We start from the raw sequence: 15,922 nt of genomic DNA, 5'->3' as shown, positions 1-15,922 counted from the left end.
CCTTAGGGTCGAACGGTGACGGTGGATTCGGCGGCCGTGCGGCCGTCCTGGTGGTAGACGGAGTGCCAGACGCGGTTGCGCAGGTCGGCGAACTCGGCGCTGAGCCGAAACTCCTCCGACCGCGGGTAGGGCAGGTCGACGTCGATCACGTCGTAGATCCGCCCGGGCCGCGCGGCCATCACGATGACGCGGTTCGCCAGGAAGACCGCCTCGTCGACGTCGTGGGTGATGAACAGGACCGTGCGCTGCTCCTGGCTCCACGTGTCGAGCAGTTGCTCCTGCAGCTTCACGCGCGTGAGTGCGTCCAGGGCCCCGAACGGCTCGTCCATCAGCAGGATCGACGGGTTCACGGCGTACGCGCGAGCGATCGCGCAGCGCTGCCGCATCCCGCCGGACAGCATCTTGGGCAGCGCGTCGGCGAAGTCGCCGAGCCCCACCACGTCGATGAAGTGCTGGGCCCGTTCGCGGCGCTCGGCCTTCCCGACACCAGCGGTCTTGAGACCGAACTCGACGTTCTTGCGCACGGTCAGCCAGGGGAAGAGCGCGTACTGCTGGAAGATGACGCCGCGCTCCGGCCCGGGCCCCTCGACCGGTACGCCGTCGACCAGCGCCCGCCCCGAGGTCGGTTCCTCCAGGCCGGCGAGGATGTTCATCAGCGTGCTCTTGCCGCAGCCGGACGGACCCACCACGGTGATGAACTCGTTGGCGGCGATGTCCAGCGACACCTGGTCGAGCGCCGTGAACGTGTCCTTGCCCAGGGCAAAGGTCTTGGTCACGGACCGGACGGAGATCTTCATCGGCGCTCCTGCCATCCGGTGAGTTTGCGTTCGGCGGTCAGCAGGATCCGGTCCATCAGCAGGCCGAGGATGCCGATCGAGATCAGGCCGACGAAGATCGTCGGCAGGTCGTAGTAGAGCTGCGCGTTCTGCATCCGGAAGCCGAGGCCCTGCTGGGCGGCGATCAGCTCGGCGGCCACCAGGGTCGCCCAGGCCGATCCGAGGCCGACCCGCATGCCGACCAGGATGAACGGCGTCGAGGCCGGCACCACGACCCGGGCGAAGATGCCGGCATCCTTGGCGCCCAGCACCCGGGCGGCGTTGATCAGCGTCCGGTCGACGTTGACCACGCCCTGGAACGTCGAGATCACGCAGGCCAGGAAGGCGGCCAGGAAGATCACGAAGATCTTCGGCGCCTCGCCGATCCCCATCAGCACGATCGCCAGCGGGATGATCGCCAGCGGCGGGACGGTGCGGAAGAACTGAATCCAGGGCTCGACCAGTCCGCGCACCACGGCGTACCAGCCCATCAGGAAGCCGACCGGAATCGCCGCGGCGGTGCCGAGCGCGAAGCCGATCAGCACCCGCGTCAGGCTGGCCAGCACGTCCTTGCCCAGCGTGCCGTTTCCGATCAGGGTGATCGCCTGCGCGACGACCTCGGGCGGGGTGGGCAGTTTGAGCCCGGCGAGCGCCAACGCCCACCACACCGCGATGCCGACGCCGACCGACACCGCGTTCAGCAGCAGCGGAAGACCACCGGCCCGGGTGCGCGTTCGTCCTCCGGCGCGGTCGCGCGGCTTCGCGCCGCGGGCGGTCTGGTCACTGATCACGGCCATCGGCCACTCCTCGGGTCTGCCGCGGGCGGATCGCCGCCCGCGAACCGGCGCCGGCGGGCGCCGGCGTCTCTGGGTAGCCCGCCAGCAGCGGCGAGCTGTGGAACACCGCGGCGAGGGCGCCGAGCGCGCCGTCGTCGTCGGCGAGGTGCGCTGCGCGGACGCCGGGGGAGGCGGCGCCCGGGAAGAGCTCGTACGCGACGGTGGCGGCGGCCTGCTCGACGATCACCGGCGCGATCCGGGTGATCTCGCCGCCGATCACGATCTCGGCGGGGTTCAGCGCCATCGCGACAGCGGCGAGGACGCGGCCGACCGCGGCGGCAGCGTCACGCAGTACGCGGTCGGCGAGCGGATGCGAACGGGCGACCGCGGCCGCGAGGTCGTCGAGGCTCTCGGCCCGCAGCCCGGCGGTGCGGCAGGCGGCCAGGATCGCGGGGACCGAGGCGATCGTCTCGAGACAGCCGTTCTTGCCGCAGCGGCAGGAGTCGCCGTCGGCGCGGACGGTGACGTGGCCGAGTTCGCCCGCCAGACCGGCCGATCCGGAGACCAGGCGGCCGCCGACGACGAGGCCGCCGCCGACGCCGTCGGACAGGCGGACGTACAGGAGATTCTCGATCGTCTTCGCGCCGAAGATCGCCTCCGCGAGCGCCGCCAGCCGGGTGTTGTTGTCGACGATCACCGGCGCGCCGAACCGCTCGCAGAAGGCCTCGTCGACCGAGGCCTCGTGGAAGCCCTCGGCCGCGGCCCGGTGCGACGGGTAGTCGCGGACGCCCGGCTTGCCCGAGTACGGGCCCGGGATCCCGATGCCCACACCCTGCAGGGCGCCGTAGTGGACGCCGTACTCGTCGCTCAGCCGCTCCACCAGGCCGAACGCGACGTCGAGCCGGGTCGGCCAGTCCACGCGGTCGTCGTACCGTCCGGAGCCGGAGGCCACGATCTCGTGCGAGGCGTCGGCCACGACGACATGCACGCGGCGGTGCCCGAAGTCGACGCCCATGAACTGCCCGGACGCCGGGTCCAGCGCCAGCCGCTCGGCGGGACGCCCGCTGCCCTCCCGGTGCGCCGCGTCGGTGTCGGTCACCACGATGGCGCCGCGCTGCAGCAGGCTCCCGGTGATCTCGGACAGCGTCGTCCGGGACAGACCGACCGCGCGGGCGATCTGGTTCCGGCTCAGCGCCCCCTGCTCACGCAGCACCTGGAGGACCCGTTCCTCGTGGGTCCTCCGCACCAGCGCCTGCACTCCTGGAAACGTCTGCACGCTGGCGACGGTAGGAACCGGGAATTATTCCGTCAACACTCCGACAAAATTCACCTCGCTTTTCGACGGTGACCCGACGCTCACACCAACGGTGTGCAGCTCGACAGGTAGTGCACCGGTGAGACGCTGTACACGCAGACCCGTCCCCGCTCAGGTGCACTAGGTGCCGCCCGAGACGTCCTGCTGTAAATGCACGTCAGGCGCGGGTGAGGGTGATGTTGCCGCCGTGGGTGCGGGCGCGGACCGGGACGGTGCGGGTGGTGGCGTCGGCGGTGTCCAGGTGGTTGAAGACCCGTCCGACCGAGGTGTGTGCGTCCAGGGCGGCCGCGGTGCCGGCGGGGACGCCGATCGCGACCTCGCCGGTGGCGGTGTAGAGGTCGACGGAGCCGGTGCCCAGAGTGCCGACGCGGATGTTCCCGCTCGCCGTCCGGGCGTTGATCTCGGCGCCGGCCACTTCGACGGTGATATGCCCGGTGGCCGACTTGGCGCGCAGGTTGCCGGTCACGGTGCCGACCCTGATGTCGCCGTTGGCGGTCTTCAGCTCGCCCGAGCCGATCTCGCCCTCCACGACGTACTCTCCCTTGGCGGTGTAGCCGTGCAGCTGCGAGCCGGTCGGCAGTTCGATCAGGACCTGGATCGCGCCGTACCGCTTGCTGAAGATCGATCGCAGCTTCGGGTGCCTGACCTGCAGCTTGCCGTCGGTGAACTCGACGAGCACCTGCTCGGCGGCCTTGACGTCCAGCTCCCAGGCGGGGTCGGCCGGCCGGATCTCGACGACGGTTTCGGTGCGGTCGCTCGCCTTCACGGTGATGTTGCCGAAGATGATGTCGACGGTGGCGGAGATCGGCGCGGGGGTGGTGAAGGTGGACATCTGAGCTCCTCGGGGGTCGGTTGCCGACAACTCTCGCCGCGCGCACTGACAAGGCCCTGCGACGGGCGCGGACACGAGGCCGACACCGTGTAGGCGGCGTGTCAGGTGCGTGTCAGGGCTCCCGCCGACGGTGGTTACATGACAACTTCGGCGATCGCGGTCACAGGACTGCGCAAGGCATTCGGCGACAAGACCGTGCTCGACGGGATCGACCTCGACGTCCCAGCGGGCACCGTCTTCTCGCTGCTCGGCCCGAACGGGGCCGGCAAGACGACGACGGTGAACGTGCTGACCACGTTGACCAAGGCCGACAGCGGTACGGTCCGGGTGGCCGGGCACGACGTCGCGACCGACGCCAAGGCGGTCCGGTCCGCGATCGGCGTCACCGGCCAGTTCGCGGCCGTGGACGAGCTGCTGACCGGCCGCGAGAACCTCCAGCTGATGGTCGACCTGACCGCAGGCGCGGCCAAGGGCACGGTCAGCCAGCTCCTGGAGCGCTTCGACCTGACCGAGGCCGCGGACAAGTCCGCGGCGACGTACTCCGGCGGCATGCGCCGCAAGCTCGACCTGGCCATGACGCTGGTCGGCAACCCGCGGATCATCTTCCTGGACGAGCCGACGACGGGCCTCGACCCGCGCAGCCGGCGCACCATGTGGACGATCATCCGCGAGCTGCTGGCCGACGGCGTGACCATCTTCCTGACCACGCAGTACCTGGACGAGGCCGACCAGCTGGCCGACAAGATCGCGGTGCTCGACAAGGGCCGACTGGTTGCCCAGGGCACCCCGGAGGAGCTGAAGCGGCAGATTCCCGGCACCCACGTCCGGTTCCGGTTCGGCTCGGCGGCCGACCTCGGCAAGGCCGCGGAGATCATGCCCGGCTCGACCCGCGACGACGACGCGCTGACCCTGCGCGTCCCCAGCGACGGTGGCACCCGGTCGGTCCGCACGCTGCTCGACCGGCTCGACGAGCACTCGCTCGATGCCGACGAGTTCTCCGTCAACACCCCTGACCTCGATGACGTTTTCCTCGCCCTGACCGGGCACGACACCGCGGAGGTAGTCGCGCGATGAAGAACCCCTCGATCGTGATGCTGCGCCGGAACTTCAAGCACATCGCGCGGAACCCGACGTCGGTGTTCAACGCCGTGCTGATGCCGGTCGTGGTGATGCTGATGTTCGTCTACATGCTCGGCGACGCGTTCAGTGTCGGCGTCCCGTACGTCGACTACGCGACCCCCGGCATGCTCCTGCTCGCGGTCTGCTACGGCCTCGGCGCCGTGGCGACGTCGGTGAACTCCGACATGACCAAGGGCATCATCAACCGGTTCAAGGTGATGGACGTGCCGCGCGGCGCGGTCCTCACCGGGCACGTGATCGCCAGCGTGCTCACCAACCTGATCGCGGTCGCCGCGATCATCGGGGTCGCGTTCGCGCTCGGCTTCGACCCGTCGGCGAGCTTCGGGCAGTGGCTCGGCGTGATCGGTCTCGTCGTCCTGCTGGGACTGGCGACCGGCTGGCTGACCGTCGCGCTCGGCCTGTTCGCGAAGACGCCGGAGACCGCCGGCCTGGCCTCGGTGCCGCTGGTGATGCTGCCGTTCTTCAGCAGCGCGATCGTGCCGGCCGACAAGATGGGTCCCGGCGTGAAGCAGTTCGCGCAGTACCAGCCGTTCACACCGATCATCGAGAGCCTGCGCGGTCTGCTGAACGGCGCGCCGCACACCGGTGACATGATCGCCGCGTTCGCGTGGTGCCTCGGGATCGCCGTGGTCGGCTACGTCTGGGCGACCTCGACGTTCAAGAAGCGAGCGTGACCTCGACGAGCTCGCGCCAGCTCGCCCGCCGGCCCTCTTCCGTCGCCTCGGTGAACTTCGCGTCACCGAGGCGGCGGCGCGTCTCCTGCTCCAGCGCGGCCACATCCGGGTTCGAGCGATCCGGCAGACCGCGGACGACGGCACTCGCCGCGAGCAGCCGCGCGGCCTGCTCGTCCTGGCCGGAACGCAGCGCCAGATCCGCGATACCGACCAGCATCTGGGCGATCCCAGGGACGTGTCCGCCCTCGGCCGCCGCCTGGAATGCCGCGCTGCGGTGCTGCCAAGCCTGGTCGAGATCCGTGGCCAGATACCCCAGCGCGTCCTGGATCGTCGCGCGCAGGGTCGCCTGCTCCGCCTCGCGGCCGAGCATCGTCGTCGCCTGGTCGAGCTGGCGGCGCGCCTCCTCGGCGTCACCGCGCCAGCGCGCGAGCTCCGCCTTGCACAGTGCCAGCTCGACGAGTGCCTCCGGCCACGCGACCCGCTCGGCCAGTCGCTGGGCGTCCGCCATCGCGGCCGAGCTCGCGTCCTGGTCGTCGGCCAGCCAGTACAGCTGTGCCTGCCGGGACCGCATCCGGACGACGTCCTCGCTCGCGCCGACCTCGGTGGCGACCGCGACCGCTCGCTCGTAGTACGCGCACGCGTCGGCGAACTCGCCGCGGACCGCGAGCCGGTCGGCCAGCTCGGTGAGCGCGAACGACATGCCCCAGCGTTCGCCGATCGCGCGGAACTCGGACAGCGCGGTTTCGAGCGCCAGGTCGGCGTCCCGGTCGCCGTCGCCGAGCAAGATCCGCATCTTGCCGGTCTGCAGCCGCGCCAGCGCCCGTACCCAGGGGTCCTTGTCCGTGAGCAGCGGCTCGAACGTGGACACGAACGAGCCGGCCCCTTGCAGCAGGCCTTCCAGCGCGGTCGACAGGGTCACCGCCGGGTGCGGGCTCTCGACCCGCCGGCTGAGGTCCGCGGTCTTGCGGATCCACTCCTCGGCGTCGAACTGGTCGCGGCCGCGCCCCGACGTCATGAAGTTGGCGACGAACGCGTACACCACGGCGCGGCTCTCGTCGGACGCCTCGCCCGGCACCTCCGGGGCCGCCATCAGGAACTCGCTGCCCTCGACCTTGTGCCCGGCGAACCACCAGTACCACCCGGCGGCCGCGGCGAGCCGCATCGAGCCCTCCGCGTCACCCGCCGCCAGCGCCCCGCGCATCGCGCCGGCGATGTTGTCGTGCTCGGCCTCGACGATGGCCAGCCACTCGAGCTGCTCGGTGCGCCGCAGGTGCGGGTCGGCGGTCTCGGCCAGCTCGGTGAAGAACGCGAGGTGGGTACGGCGGGCCGCGTCGGTCTCACCTGCCTCCTCGAGACGTTGCTGCGCGTACTCCTTGATCGTGCCGAGCAGCCGATACCGCGGCGCGCCCTCGTCCTTCGTGACCACCAGCGACTTCTCGGTCAGCGCGGTCAGCAGGTCGAGCACCTCCCACGACTCGACCTCGCCGCCCGCACAGACCTGCTCGGCCGCCTCCAGACCGGCGCCGCCCGAGAACACCGCGAGCCTGCGCAGCACCGACCGCTCGGCGTCGGTCAGCAGCTCCCAGCTCCAGTCGACCACCGCGCGCAGCGTGCGGTGGCGGGGAAGCGCCGTACGGCTGCCGCCGGTCAGCAGTCGGAAACGGTGGTCGAGGCGGGTGGCGAGCTGCTCCAGCGACATGGTGCGCAGCCGGGCCGCGGCCAGCTCGATCGCCAGCGGCATCCCGTCGAGCGCACGGCAGATCCGGGCCATCGTCTCCGGGTCGAGCGCGAGGTCCGCGCGGACGGCCCGGGCGCGGTCCTGCAGCAGCCGAACGGCGGGCGACGCGGCGATGTCGCTCCCGTCCGCGGGCACGGCAAGCGGCGCGACCGGCCACAGCGCCTCGCCGGTGATCCCGAGCGGTTCCCGGCTCGTCGCGAGGATCCGCAACCGCGGGCACTCGCCGAGCACCCGGTGCGCGAACGTCGCGGCGGACTCGATCACGTGCTCGCAGTTGTCCAGGATCAGCAGCATCGCCCGCTCGCGGACCGCGGCGACCACCCGGTCGGTCGGGTCGGTGTCCGGTACGTCGCCGAGCAGCGCGTCCCGCAGCGCGAGCGCCCCGAGCGTCGCCTGCGCCACGTCCCCGTCGGCGCCGATCGCCGCGAGCTCGACCATCCAGACGCCGTCGGGCAGATCACCGAGCACGGTCCGGGCCGTCTCCGACGCGAGCCTGGTCTTACCCGATCCGCCCGGCCCGATCAGCGTCGTCAAGCGGTGCCCGGCGATCAGGTCGCGGACCGCGGCGACGTCGGTCTCCTTGCCGACGTACGTCGTCAGCTCCTCGCGGAGGTTCGTGTTCCGCTTCTCGTCGCGCCGGACCAGCTCGCCGCGGAGCAGCGCGACGTGCAGGGCGGACAGCTCCGGCGACGGGTCGACGCCCAGTTCGTCGGCGAGGATCTCGCGGGTGCGCTCGTACGTGCGCAGCGCCTCGGTGTCGCGGCCGGAGGCGACCAGCGCACGCATCAGGGCGGCGACGAGACGTTCGCGGACCGGGTGCGCGGCGACCAGGTCGGTCAGCTCGGTGACGAGTTCCGCGCCGTGGCCGAGTGTGATCTCGGCGTCGTACCGGTCCTCGGTCGCGGTCAGGCGGAGCCCGTCCAGCCGGGTCACGGCCGCGTCGAACGCACCGCTCTCGGTCAGGCCGACGTCCCGCATCGCAGGCCCGCGCCACAATGCGAGCGCCTCCCGCAGCAGGCGGATGCCCTGCGGGTCCTGATCGATGCGGGCACGGGTGACGAGCCGCTCGAACCGCACGGCGTCGACGGCGTCCGGATCGAGTTGCAGCCGGTAACCGTCCGTGTGTCCCTCGACCGGCAGCAGTTTGCGGAGGCGGGAAACCAAGCGCTGCAAGGCGTTCGCCGCGTCCGCCGGCGGCTGTTCACCCCAGATCCAGTCGACGAGCGTTGCCTTCGGCACCACACGTCCCGCGTCGAGCGCCAGGGCGACCAACAGCCCGCGCAACCGCGCTCCAGGCACGTCGACGACGCTCCCGTCGTCGGCCCGCACCTCGAACGGCCCCAGCATCCCGATCTGCACCCGCCAGATTTTGCCACGCAGGCAGTGCCGGACCGGCCGCCCGGGTCCGGCCGGCTGTCTAGCCGGCGGCCTTCTTGACCAGGGCGACGATCTTCTTCTCGACGGCCGGGGTGAGTTCGAGCAGGGCGTACGAGGTCGGCCAGAAGTCGCCGTCGTCGAGGGCGGCCGGCGGGTTGAACCCGAAGGTGGCGTACCGGGCCTTGAACTTCGCGGCGTCCTGGAAGAAGCAGACGATCTTGCCGTCCTTGGCCCAGCCCGGCATGCCGTACCACAGCTTCGGGGTGAGGTCCGGCGCGATCTGCGGGATCAGCTCGTTGAGCCGCTCGGCCATCACCCGGTCGGCGTCGGCCATCCCCGCGATCTTCGCCGCCTGCGCCTCGGCCGGGTCCTGCTTGCTCTTCAGCTCCTTCGCGTGCTCCTTCATCGCGGCCTGCTCTTCCGCGGTGAACCCGTCGTACGACTTCTTCTTCGTGGTGGCCATCGGAGTGCCTTTCTGCTCGTCGGTACTCCAAACACTAGAAGCCGCCGGACCGCAGCTGCTTCTCGAAAACTGATCGATCGCGCAGTGACGGCCGTCACATCCGGCGTCGTCACGAATCGGGGCGGCCGCCCGGTCAGGTGGGCATGAACGCAGACCAGACCGCAGTCCTGACCCGTGGCGCCGGTGCCGAGCGGCTCGGCGAGGCGCCGAACCAGACCTGGCTGATCGCCGACGCCGACCGGACCGGCGGGACCATGAACGTCGTCCGGACCACGCTCGGCCCGGGCATCGACGGCCCGCCGCCGCACTTCCACCGGGAGTCGCCGGAGATGTTCTATCTGCTCGACGGCGCGCTCCGGATCCTCGCCGGCGACCAGGTCCTGACCGTCCGCAAGGGCGACTACCTGTTGGTGCCGCCGCTGATGCACCACGCCTGGGGTACGCCGATGGACACCGGCGCCGACGTGCTGATCGTGAAGGCCCCGGGCAACAACCGGTTCGAGTACTTCCGGCTCGGCGATCGCATCCGGCGCGGCGCGGCGTCGCCGGCCGAGGTGCTCGCGACCGCGGAGCGCTTCGACAACCACTTCGTCGACAACCCCGTCTGGCGGCAGGAGCTCGCCGTACGGGAAGGGGACCGCGAGCAGCTCGTCCCGTTCGCGGAGCGTCCGTGACAATTGAGGCCGTGGACGAGGTCGCCGAGTTCGAGCAGCAGCGGCCGCGCCTGTTCGGGATCGCGTACCGGATGCTCGGCGAGGCGACCGAGGCGGAGGACGTCGTGCAGGACGCGTACCTGCGCTGGCGATCGGGGCACGGACCGGTGCAGACGCCGGCCGCCTGGCTGACCACCGTCGTCACGAACCTGTGCATCAACCGGCTGACGTCGGCACGGGCCCGGCGGGAGCGGTACGTCGGTCCGTGGCTGCCCGAGCCCATTGCTACGGGCAACGACCCGCAGGAGCTCGTCGAGCGGCGGGACACGATGTCGCTCGGCTTCCTGGTGCTGCTGGAGAAGCTGACCGCGCCGGAGCGGGCGGTCTTCGTGCTGCGGGAGGCGTTCGGCTACACGCACCGGGACAGCGCCGAGGTGCTCGGGGTCGACGAAGGGCACGCGCGGCAGCTGTACCACCGCGCGCTCGCCCGCCTCGGCGACGAGCGGCGACGCTTCGAGGCGCGACCCGCGGACGCGACGGCCCTGGTCGAGCGGTTCGTCGCGGCCACCGTCGACGGCGACGTCACGGGTCTGGAGGCGATCCTGACCGAGGACGCGGCAATCTGGGCCGACGGCGGCGGCAAGGCGACCGCGGCCCGCGAACCGATCTTCGGCCGCTCCGACGCCGCCCACTACCTGGCCGGCCTCGCCGCCGGCCCCCGCGCCCTGGCGGCCCGGCTGTCCGTGATCGAGGTCAACGCCGCGCCCGCGATCCTGGTCCACGAGTCCGGCAACCTCACCGGCGTACTCGTCCCCGAGCTCCGGGACGGCGCCATCGCCAGGATCCGCGCCGTCCTGAACCCCGGCAAACTCACCTACCTCCGCACCCAACTGGATCAGGTGTAGAGACAGAACGGATGCCCCGCCGGATCGATCAGGACCCGGACATTGCCCTGCGGCTGGAAGTCGGCGAGCGTGGCGCCGAGTTCCAGGGCGTGCTCGACGGCGGTCTCGAGGTCGCCGACCTCGATGTCCAGGTGCATCATCATCTGCTGCTGTCCTTCAGTCGCCGGCCACACCGGCCGAGCCCAGGGCGCGGACGTCTGCGGCTGGAAAGCCAGATACGTCTCGGAGTTGCCCGGGACTGCCAGCGTGAACTCGTTCGGCTCGTTCTTGTAGATCTCCCAGCCGAGAATCTCGTGGTAGAACAGCCCGAGCGCCTGCGGGTCCGGCGCGTCGATCACCGTCCCGAACCAGTGGCCCTTCGCGGATCGCCCTCTGAGCATCGTGGCACCTCCTTCGTCGGCGTACGACACTAGTGCGGTGAACCGACAAGACGATCTTGCCGCCGAGGGGGAGCCGGAGCAGGAGTTCAACCCGGGGATCGCAGGCCGGATGCCGCGGAAGACCGCCGCCGGGGGTGCGCTGATCCGGGACCGTGACGGGCGGATCCTGTTTCTCGAGCCGACGTACAAGCCGACGCTCGACATCCCGGGCGGCATCGTCGAGATGAACGAGTCGCCGTACGAGGCGTGCTGCCGGGAGGTGCGGGAGGAGATCGGCCTCGTCCTGGAGATCGGCCGCCTGCTGGTCGTCGACTGGGTCCCTGCCAGCGGGCTGTGGTCCGACTCGCTGGCGTTCGTCTTCGACGGTGGCGTCCTGGACGGCGACACCCTCACCCTCGACCCGACCGAGGCGCGTGCTCACCACTTCCTCACTCTCCCTGAAGCAGCCCCACGCCTCCGCCCCTCCATGACCCGCCGCCTCACCCTCGCCGAACAGGCCCTCACCACCGGCATCCCCGCCTACGCCGACTTCGGCCGCCCGGTGTAGCAATCCGCAGCTCGACAGACATCCCGCCGGAGGAGCTGCAGGGGACTATTAGGAGTGCGTCCTAACTACCGGAGTCGCTGTCAACCGCACGAAAGCCCCCGCGGAAGGTCCGCGGGGGCCTTCGGCCTCGGCTGCTAGGCGGTGGCGAGCACCGTCGGGCGGTACAGCGTCAGGCCGGTCGTCTCCTCGACGACGGCGACCCGGATCGCCGACGGTGTGGAGTCCTGGTGCGGTACGGCGAAGACGGCGGTCGCGCGGCGGCCGTCGTACCTGGCGGCGTAGCTCACGAACCGCCAGTCCTCGTCGTCCCAGTAGTCGTGGATGTCGGAGCTCAGCATCCCGTCGACCGCGCGGTACGCCGGGCTGAGGATCACGCGCCGCTGGGTCGCGACGAGTGGTGTGGTGCTGGAGGCCGTACCGGCGTACGGGTGGCTGAGCCGGATCCGGAAGCGCCGCAACGGCAGCAGCCAGTACCGGTCGAGCTCGGCGGACAGCATCGCGAACGCCGCCGCCTCGACGACGAGCACCAGCAATCCGGCGCCGGCCGACCACCAGCCGGCGGCTGCCGTGGTCGCGAGCCCGGCGGTTGCCAGGAGCAACAACGCGCGACCGATCGCCCGGTAGCCGACCGGCTTCGCGGAAGCCTTCAGGCACCCGCAGGAGGCCTCGGGGACGACGACCTTCGAGTAGATCAGGAATCCGGTGAAGCCGACGGACAGTGCGACAGCGGCGAACGCCTCGACCGGCCAGGAAGGCGGCAGGAGAAGCGCCAGTGCCAGCAAAGCCTCCACGGTGGCGACGGTCCGGTAGACAGGTTCGGCTCGGGACTCGCCGACCAGGGTCGGTAGGGCGGTGCGGTCGGCCTGGTCGGGGGCCTTGAACTTGCCGTAGGCCGACCAGAGCAGGAGCAGTCCGATCAAGAGCGGCTGCGCAGCCGCCACGGCGCCCATGTCAGTTCGACGTGTAGATGGTGGCGATGTCGATCTCGTTCGTCCCCGGCCGCCAGGCGCCGATCACCTGGGCGTGCCGGCCGACCTTGAGCATCGACAGGTCCGACACCGCCGGCGTGCCGTTGTACACGGCCGCGGTGGTCCCGGCTTGGACATGCCCGACGACCTTCTGCCCGTGATGGTCGAGTTGGACGCCGTTGCGCCCGATCGAGGTGATCGCGACGGTCAGGTTGACGATGTTCACCCAGACCGCCTCGGCAGCCAGGACCCCGTCGGGCAACAGCACACCGCGCGCGTACAGCCCGTCGCCGATCTTGGCCTGGTCGATCGTGGTCGGCCGAAGCTTCCAGACACTCGTCACACCGGTCAGCTGGATCCGGTGCAGCCGGCCGTCGGATCCCTGCACCTGCAGGAGATCCTGGTTCCGGCCGATGATCAGGCCTTCGGCGAAGTTCGGGTCCGGCTGCCCGGCGTCGGGGAACTGTGCACCGGCCGCGAACGCGGTCTCGGGAGCCAGCGATCCCATCGCGCTCGCGGCGACCAGGCCGGTCGCGCCGAGCGCGGCGCGGGTGAGCAGGGCGCGGCGATCCATCGTTGCAGTCATCTCAGCTCACTCCTCAGCCGACGTCGATGTTCGCGGGGATCAGACCGGCGCTCAGGCTGGCGATCGCGGAGAACGCGGCCGGCGTGAGGTCGAGCAGGCGGTTCGCGGCGCACGTGCCGCCGCAGCAGGCGCGTTCTCCGCAGAACAGGTCGGTCTGCGGACCGCAGTCCGCGATCGAGGTGACGACCCGTTTTCCGTTGCACAGGTTGGTGGTGGCGTGCCGGAAACCGCAGGTACGCCGGGACATCCCGGTGAAGCCGCAGCGATCCGGACGGGTGATCGACAGGCACGCGTCCGAAGTGTTCGGCCACGCGTGCTGGAAGCTCCCGGAATTGCACGTGCCGCAGGCACCGTGACCGGTGCTCGCACAGGGTCCCCATGCGTTTCCGCAACAGAACCAGGATGCTTCGCCGTTGAATCCGGCCATGACAGTTCCTCCTAGGCCTAGGGGCGGACAGACCTACAGAACTTCTTTGTACTCCGATCCGGCGAAATCTCCCAGGGCTCATCGAAGAAACGGAAACTTTTTGCCTAGCGTTCGGTGCCGAGTCGTTGGCCGCGGAGCAGGAACCACGCCGCGACCGCGGTGGCCAGCAGGACGACGGCGCCCACGCCGGCCGCGATCGAAACGCCGTGCGCGAACGACTCCCGGGCGGCGTCGAGCAGGGCGGCGGCGGTCTGCGGCGGAAGCTTGGCGGCGGCCTCGACCGCACCGCCCAACGACTCGTGAGCCGCCTCGGGCGTGCCCGCGGGTCCGGTGAAGGTGCGGTACACCCCGGTCACGATCGAGCCGAGCAATGCGATACCGAGCGCCGCGCCGAGCTCGTACGCCGTCTCCGACACGGCACTCGCCGCGCCTGCCTCCTCCTTCGGTACGGCGGCCAGGATCACGTCGGCCGTCACGGTGAAGGAGAACCCGGCGCCCGCCCCGACGACGAGCAGCGCAGTACCGAGCAGCGGGTAGCCCGTGTCCGCGCCGATCGTGGTGAGAGCCGCCAGCGCCAGGCCGATCGCCGCGAGCCCGCCGGCCACGACGACGCGCACCGAGAACCGCCGCGCCACCTGTCCCGCGAGCAGACCGGCGACGATCGACCCGATCGCAGCCGGCAACTCCGCGAGCCCGGCCTCGATCGGCCGCAGCCCCTGCACCAGTTGCAGGTACTGCGACAGGAAGAAGATCAGCCCCGACAACCCGAGGATCGTGAGCAGGTCCGCGAGGACGGCGCTGCTGAATCCGCGGCTCCGGAACAGGCTCAGGTCCAGCAACGGGATCGGCAGCCGGCGCTGCCGCCGGACGAATCCGTAGAGCGCGATCGCGCCGGCCACGGCCGCGGCGACCGGGACCCAGCCGAACCCGTGCGCCGCGAACTCCTTGATCGCGTAGACGATCCCGACCATTCCGACCATCGACAGCACGACACTGACCAGGTCCCACGGACCGGGCTCCGGGTTCCGGGACTCGGGCAGCAGCCGAGCGCCGACGACGACCAGCACCGCCATCACCGGCAGGTTGATCAGGAACACCGAACCCCACCAGAAGTTCTCGAGCAGGACGCCGCCGACGATCGGGCCGATCGCCATCCCGGCCGACGCAGCGGCGCCCCAGATGCCGATCGCGAGACTGCGCTCGCGTGGATCGTGGAACAGGTTGCGGATCAGCGCCAGCGTGGCCGGCATCAGCGTCGCGCCCGCGACCCCCAGCAGTGCGCGTGCCAGGATCATCACCTCGGCCGAGTTCGCGTACGCGTTGAGCACCGAGATCGCGCCGAACGCGGTCGCGCCGATCAGCAGGATGCGCTTGCGGCCGATCCGGTCGCCCAGGCTGCCCATCGAGACGAGCAGCCCGGCGAGCACGAACGAGTACGCGTCGCCGATCCACAGCAACTGGTTGCCCGACGGCTGCAGGTCCTCGGACAGGAACGGAGTCGCGAGGCCGAGAACGGTCGCGTCGACCGCGACGAGCAGCACGGCGAGCACCAGGACCGCGAGCGCGAGCCAGCGCCCGGGCCGCGTCACTTGCTGCTTCACACCTGTCTCCGTGTCGCGCCACCGAGCAGCAGCTCGGTGATGTTCGTCGTGAAGTCGTTGGGGGCCACGCGTCCTTCGCTGATCGCCCAGGCCGCCGAGACCAGCAGCCCGTAGAGCGCCTCGGTCAGCCAGACCGGGCTCAGATCGATCCGGAACTCACCGGCCTCCTGGCCGCGCCGGAAGAGGCCGACCATGCGGGCGTCGAGCCGTGCCCAGCCCTTGTTCTGCTCGTCGCCCTCGAACAGCTGGTTCTCGGAGTACAGGAACGCGAGCAGCCCGGCGGCCGGCTCCAGCTCGCGCACCAAGCGCCGTACGGCGTCCGGGGCCGGACCGTCGTCGACGACGGCCCGCGTCGCGGCGGCCTCGCACTCGGCGATGCCGAGCTCCTCCAGCGCGCGGATCAGCGCGTCCCGCCCGGCGAACTGCCGGTTCAGGGTGGCGCGGCTGATCCCGGCCGCCCGGGCGACCTCGTCCATGGTCGCGGTGGACTTCCGCATCAACAGGCTCGCGGCGGCCCGGAGTACCTGCTCTCGGTCGACTGCCATGAGACAACTGTATCTCATATGAGACATTGATGTCTCATATTGGTCTTCGATCTAGTTCTGCAGTCAGTATGCGGTATACCATGATCGCAAATGCGTTGGGTACCTATACACTTGGCGCGTTTGTGGAGGGGAGTATCCCCGAAGCGGCAGCGTCGTCATCACGGGAGGCCTGGGCGGCCG

The 15,922-nt window shown here is 70.6% G+C and carries 17 protein-coding genes; 5 read left to right on the top strand and 12 right to left on the bottom strand.

All coding sequences use genetic code 11. From position 1 onward, the window contains the following. Nucleotides 1–2: 2 nt before the first annotated feature. The 4 genes from ABZX12_RS02680 to ABZX12_RS02665 form a co-directional block, all read right to left on the bottom strand. Nucleotides 3–797 carry an ABC transporter ATP-binding protein gene (locus ABZX12_RS02680; RefSeq protein WP_355689172.1) on the bottom strand — a complete coding sequence of 265 codons (795 nt, stop codon included), beginning with the start codon at nucleotides 795–797 and terminating at the stop codon, nucleotides 3–5. Next, on the bottom strand, nucleotides 794–1,612 hold the full coding sequence (locus ABZX12_RS02675; RefSeq protein WP_355689170.1) for an ABC transporter permease: 819 nt from the start codon (nucleotides 1,610–1,612) through the stop codon (nucleotides 794–796). Before ABZX12_RS02675 ends, ABZX12_RS02680 begins: the two co-directional genes overlap by 4 nt. Next, nucleotides 1,596–2,867, bottom strand: coding sequence for an ROK family transcriptional regulator (locus ABZX12_RS02670; RefSeq protein WP_355689168.1), 1,272 nt, complete (start codon nucleotides 2,865–2,867; stop codon nucleotides 1,596–1,598). The genes ABZX12_RS02675 and ABZX12_RS02670 overlap by 17 nt, the downstream gene beginning before the upstream one ends. Nucleotides 2,868–3,063: 196 nt before the next feature. Next, nucleotides 3,064–3,738, bottom strand: coding sequence for a DUF4097 family beta strand repeat-containing protein (locus tag ABZX12_RS02665; protein WP_355689166.1), 675 nt, complete (start codon nucleotides 3,736–3,738; stop codon nucleotides 3,064–3,066). A gap of 138 nt (nucleotides 3,739–3,876) precedes the next feature. Between ABZX12_RS02665 and ABZX12_RS02660 the strand changes: the two genes are divergently transcribed. Both ABZX12_RS02660 and ABZX12_RS02655 read left to right on the top strand, forming a co-directional pair. After that, nucleotides 3,877–4,812 carry an ATP-binding cassette domain-containing protein gene (locus tag ABZX12_RS02660; RefSeq protein WP_355689165.1) on the top strand — a complete coding sequence of 312 codons (936 nt, stop codon included), beginning with the start codon at nucleotides 3,877–3,879 and terminating at the stop codon, nucleotides 4,810–4,812. Next, complete coding sequence (locus ABZX12_RS02655) at nucleotides 4,809–5,552, top strand: ABC transporter permease (protein WP_355689163.1); 744 nt, start codon at nucleotides 4,809–4,811, stop codon at nucleotides 5,550–5,552. The genes ABZX12_RS02660 and ABZX12_RS02655 overlap by 4 nt, the downstream gene beginning before the upstream one ends. Here the strand turns inward: ABZX12_RS02655 and ABZX12_RS02650 are convergent. Continuing rightward, the gene (locus tag ABZX12_RS02650; RefSeq protein WP_355689161.1) at nucleotides 5,536–8,649 is read right to left on the bottom strand and encodes a BTAD domain-containing putative transcriptional regulator; all 3,114 of its coding nucleotides are present in this window, start codon (nucleotides 8,647–8,649) and stop codon (nucleotides 5,536–5,538) included. The genes ABZX12_RS02655 and ABZX12_RS02650 overlap by 17 nt on opposite strands. A gap of 58 nt (nucleotides 8,650–8,707) precedes the next feature. Next, a complete protein-coding gene (locus tag ABZX12_RS02645; protein WP_355689160.1) occupies nucleotides 8,708–9,130 on the bottom strand; it encodes a DUF1801 domain-containing protein in 423 nt (140 codons plus the stop codon). 143 nt (nucleotides 9,131–9,273) lie between these two features. Here ABZX12_RS02645 and ABZX12_RS02640 point away from each other — a divergent pair, with 143 nt between their 5' ends. Both ABZX12_RS02640 and sigJ read left to right on the top strand, forming a co-directional pair. After that, nucleotides 9,274–9,804 carry a cupin domain-containing protein gene (locus ABZX12_RS02640; RefSeq protein ID WP_355689159.1) on the top strand — a complete coding sequence of 177 codons (531 nt, stop codon included), beginning with the start codon at nucleotides 9,274–9,276 and terminating at the stop codon, nucleotides 9,802–9,804. After that, a complete protein-coding gene (gene sigJ, locus ABZX12_RS02635) occupies nucleotides 9,801–10,688 on the top strand; it encodes an RNA polymerase sigma factor SigJ (RefSeq protein ID WP_355689157.1) in 888 nt (295 codons plus the stop codon). The genes ABZX12_RS02640 and sigJ overlap by 4 nt, the downstream gene beginning before the upstream one ends. Here sigJ and ABZX12_RS02630 read toward each other — a convergent pair. Then, complete coding sequence (locus ABZX12_RS02630) at nucleotides 10,679–11,068, bottom strand: VOC family protein (protein WP_355689156.1); 390 nt, start codon at nucleotides 11,066–11,068, stop codon at nucleotides 10,679–10,681. The genes sigJ and ABZX12_RS02630 overlap by 10 nt on opposite strands. 37 nt (nucleotides 11,069–11,105) lie before the next feature. Between ABZX12_RS02630 and ABZX12_RS02625 the strand changes: the two genes are divergently transcribed. After that, on the top strand, nucleotides 11,106–11,615 hold the full coding sequence (locus tag ABZX12_RS02625; protein ID WP_355689155.1) for an NUDIX hydrolase: 510 nt from the start codon (nucleotides 11,106–11,108) through the stop codon (nucleotides 11,613–11,615). Nucleotides 11,616–11,749: 134 nt separating this feature from the next. Here ABZX12_RS02625 and ABZX12_RS02620 read toward each other — a convergent pair whose 3' ends face one another. The 5 genes from ABZX12_RS02620 to ABZX12_RS02600 all read right to left on the bottom strand — a co-directional run bounded on the left by ABZX12_RS02620 (nucleotide 11,750) and on the right by ABZX12_RS02600 (nucleotide 15,742). After that, entirely contained in the window at nucleotides 11,750–12,556 is an 807-nt protein-coding gene (locus ABZX12_RS02620) for a MauE/DoxX family redox-associated membrane protein (protein WP_355689154.1), read from the bottom strand. Between the two features lie 10 nt (nucleotides 12,557–12,566). After that, the gene (locus ABZX12_RS02615) at nucleotides 12,567–13,169 is read right to left on the bottom strand and encodes a cell wall protein (protein ID WP_355689152.1); all 603 of its coding nucleotides are present in this window, start codon (nucleotides 13,167–13,169) and stop codon (nucleotides 12,567–12,569) included. Nucleotides 13,170–13,182: 13 nt separating this feature from the next. Continuing rightward, on the bottom strand, nucleotides 13,183–13,416 hold the full coding sequence (locus tag ABZX12_RS02610; RefSeq protein WP_238350537.1) for a septal ring lytic transglycosylase RlpA family protein: 234 nt from the start codon (nucleotides 13,414–13,416) through the stop codon (nucleotides 13,183–13,185). 284 nt (nucleotides 13,417–13,700) lie between these two features. Next, entirely contained in the window at nucleotides 13,701–15,197 is a 1,497-nt protein-coding gene (locus ABZX12_RS02605; RefSeq protein ID WP_355689150.1) for an MFS transporter, read from the bottom strand. Further along, nucleotides 15,194–15,742: a helix-turn-helix domain-containing protein gene (locus tag ABZX12_RS02600; RefSeq protein WP_355689148.1), complete on the bottom strand. Its 549-nt coding sequence runs from the start codon at nucleotides 15,740–15,742 to the stop codon at nucleotides 15,194–15,196. Before ABZX12_RS02600 ends, ABZX12_RS02605 begins: the two co-directional genes overlap by 4 nt. Nucleotides 15,743–15,922 lie beyond the last annotated feature (180 nt).

This window comes from Kribbella sp. NPDC003505, assembly GCF_040610875.1.
GTDB lineage: Bacteria > Actinomycetota > Actinomycetes > Propionibacteriales > Kribbellaceae > Kribbella.
The sequence above is the reverse complement of the archived record's forward strand: the minus strand, read 5'-3'. Positions and strand labels throughout refer to the sequence as shown.

Excerpts from the sequence above, each read along its gene's own strand:
- ABZX12_RS02680 (WP_355689172.1), bottom strand. The coding sequence starts at position 797 with ATGAAGATCTCCGTCCGGTCCGTGACCAAGACCTTTGCCCTGGGCAAG.
- ABZX12_RS02675 (WP_355689170.1), bottom strand. The coding sequence starts at position 1,612 with ATGGCCGTGATCAGTGACCAGACCGCCCGCGGCGCGAAGCCGCGCGAC.
- ABZX12_RS02665 (WP_355689166.1), bottom strand. The coding sequence starts at position 3,738 with ATGTCCACCTTCACCACCCCCGCGCCGATCTCCGCCACCGTCGACATC.
- ABZX12_RS02660 (WP_355689165.1), top strand. The coding sequence starts at position 3,877 with ATGACAACTTCGGCGATCGCGGTCACAGGACTGCGCAAGGCATTCGGC.
- ABZX12_RS02655 (WP_355689163.1), top strand. The coding sequence starts at position 4,809 with ATGAAGAACCCCTCGATCGTGATGCTGCGCCGGAACTTCAAGCACATC.
- ABZX12_RS02645 (WP_355689160.1), bottom strand. The coding sequence starts at position 9,130 with ATGGCCACCACGAAGAAGAAGTCGTACGACGGGTTCACCGCGGAAGAG.
- ABZX12_RS02640 (WP_355689159.1), top strand. The coding sequence starts at position 9,274 with ATGAACGCAGACCAGACCGCAGTCCTGACCCGTGGCGCCGGTGCCGAG.
- ABZX12_RS02630 (WP_355689156.1), bottom strand. The coding sequence starts at position 11,068 with ATGCTCAGAGGGCGATCCGCGAAGGGCCACTGGTTCGGGACGGTGATC.
- ABZX12_RS02615 (WP_355689152.1), bottom strand. The coding sequence starts at position 13,169 with ATGACTGCAACGATGGATCGCCGCGCCCTGCTCACCCGCGCCGCGCTC.
- ABZX12_RS02610 (WP_238350537.1), bottom strand. The coding sequence starts at position 13,416 with ATGTCCCGGCGTACCTGCGGTTTCCGGCACGCCACCACCAACCTGTGC.
- ABZX12_RS02600 (WP_355689148.1), bottom strand. The coding sequence starts at position 15,742 with ATGGCAGTCGACCGAGAGCAGGTACTCCGGGCCGCCGCGAGCCTGTTG.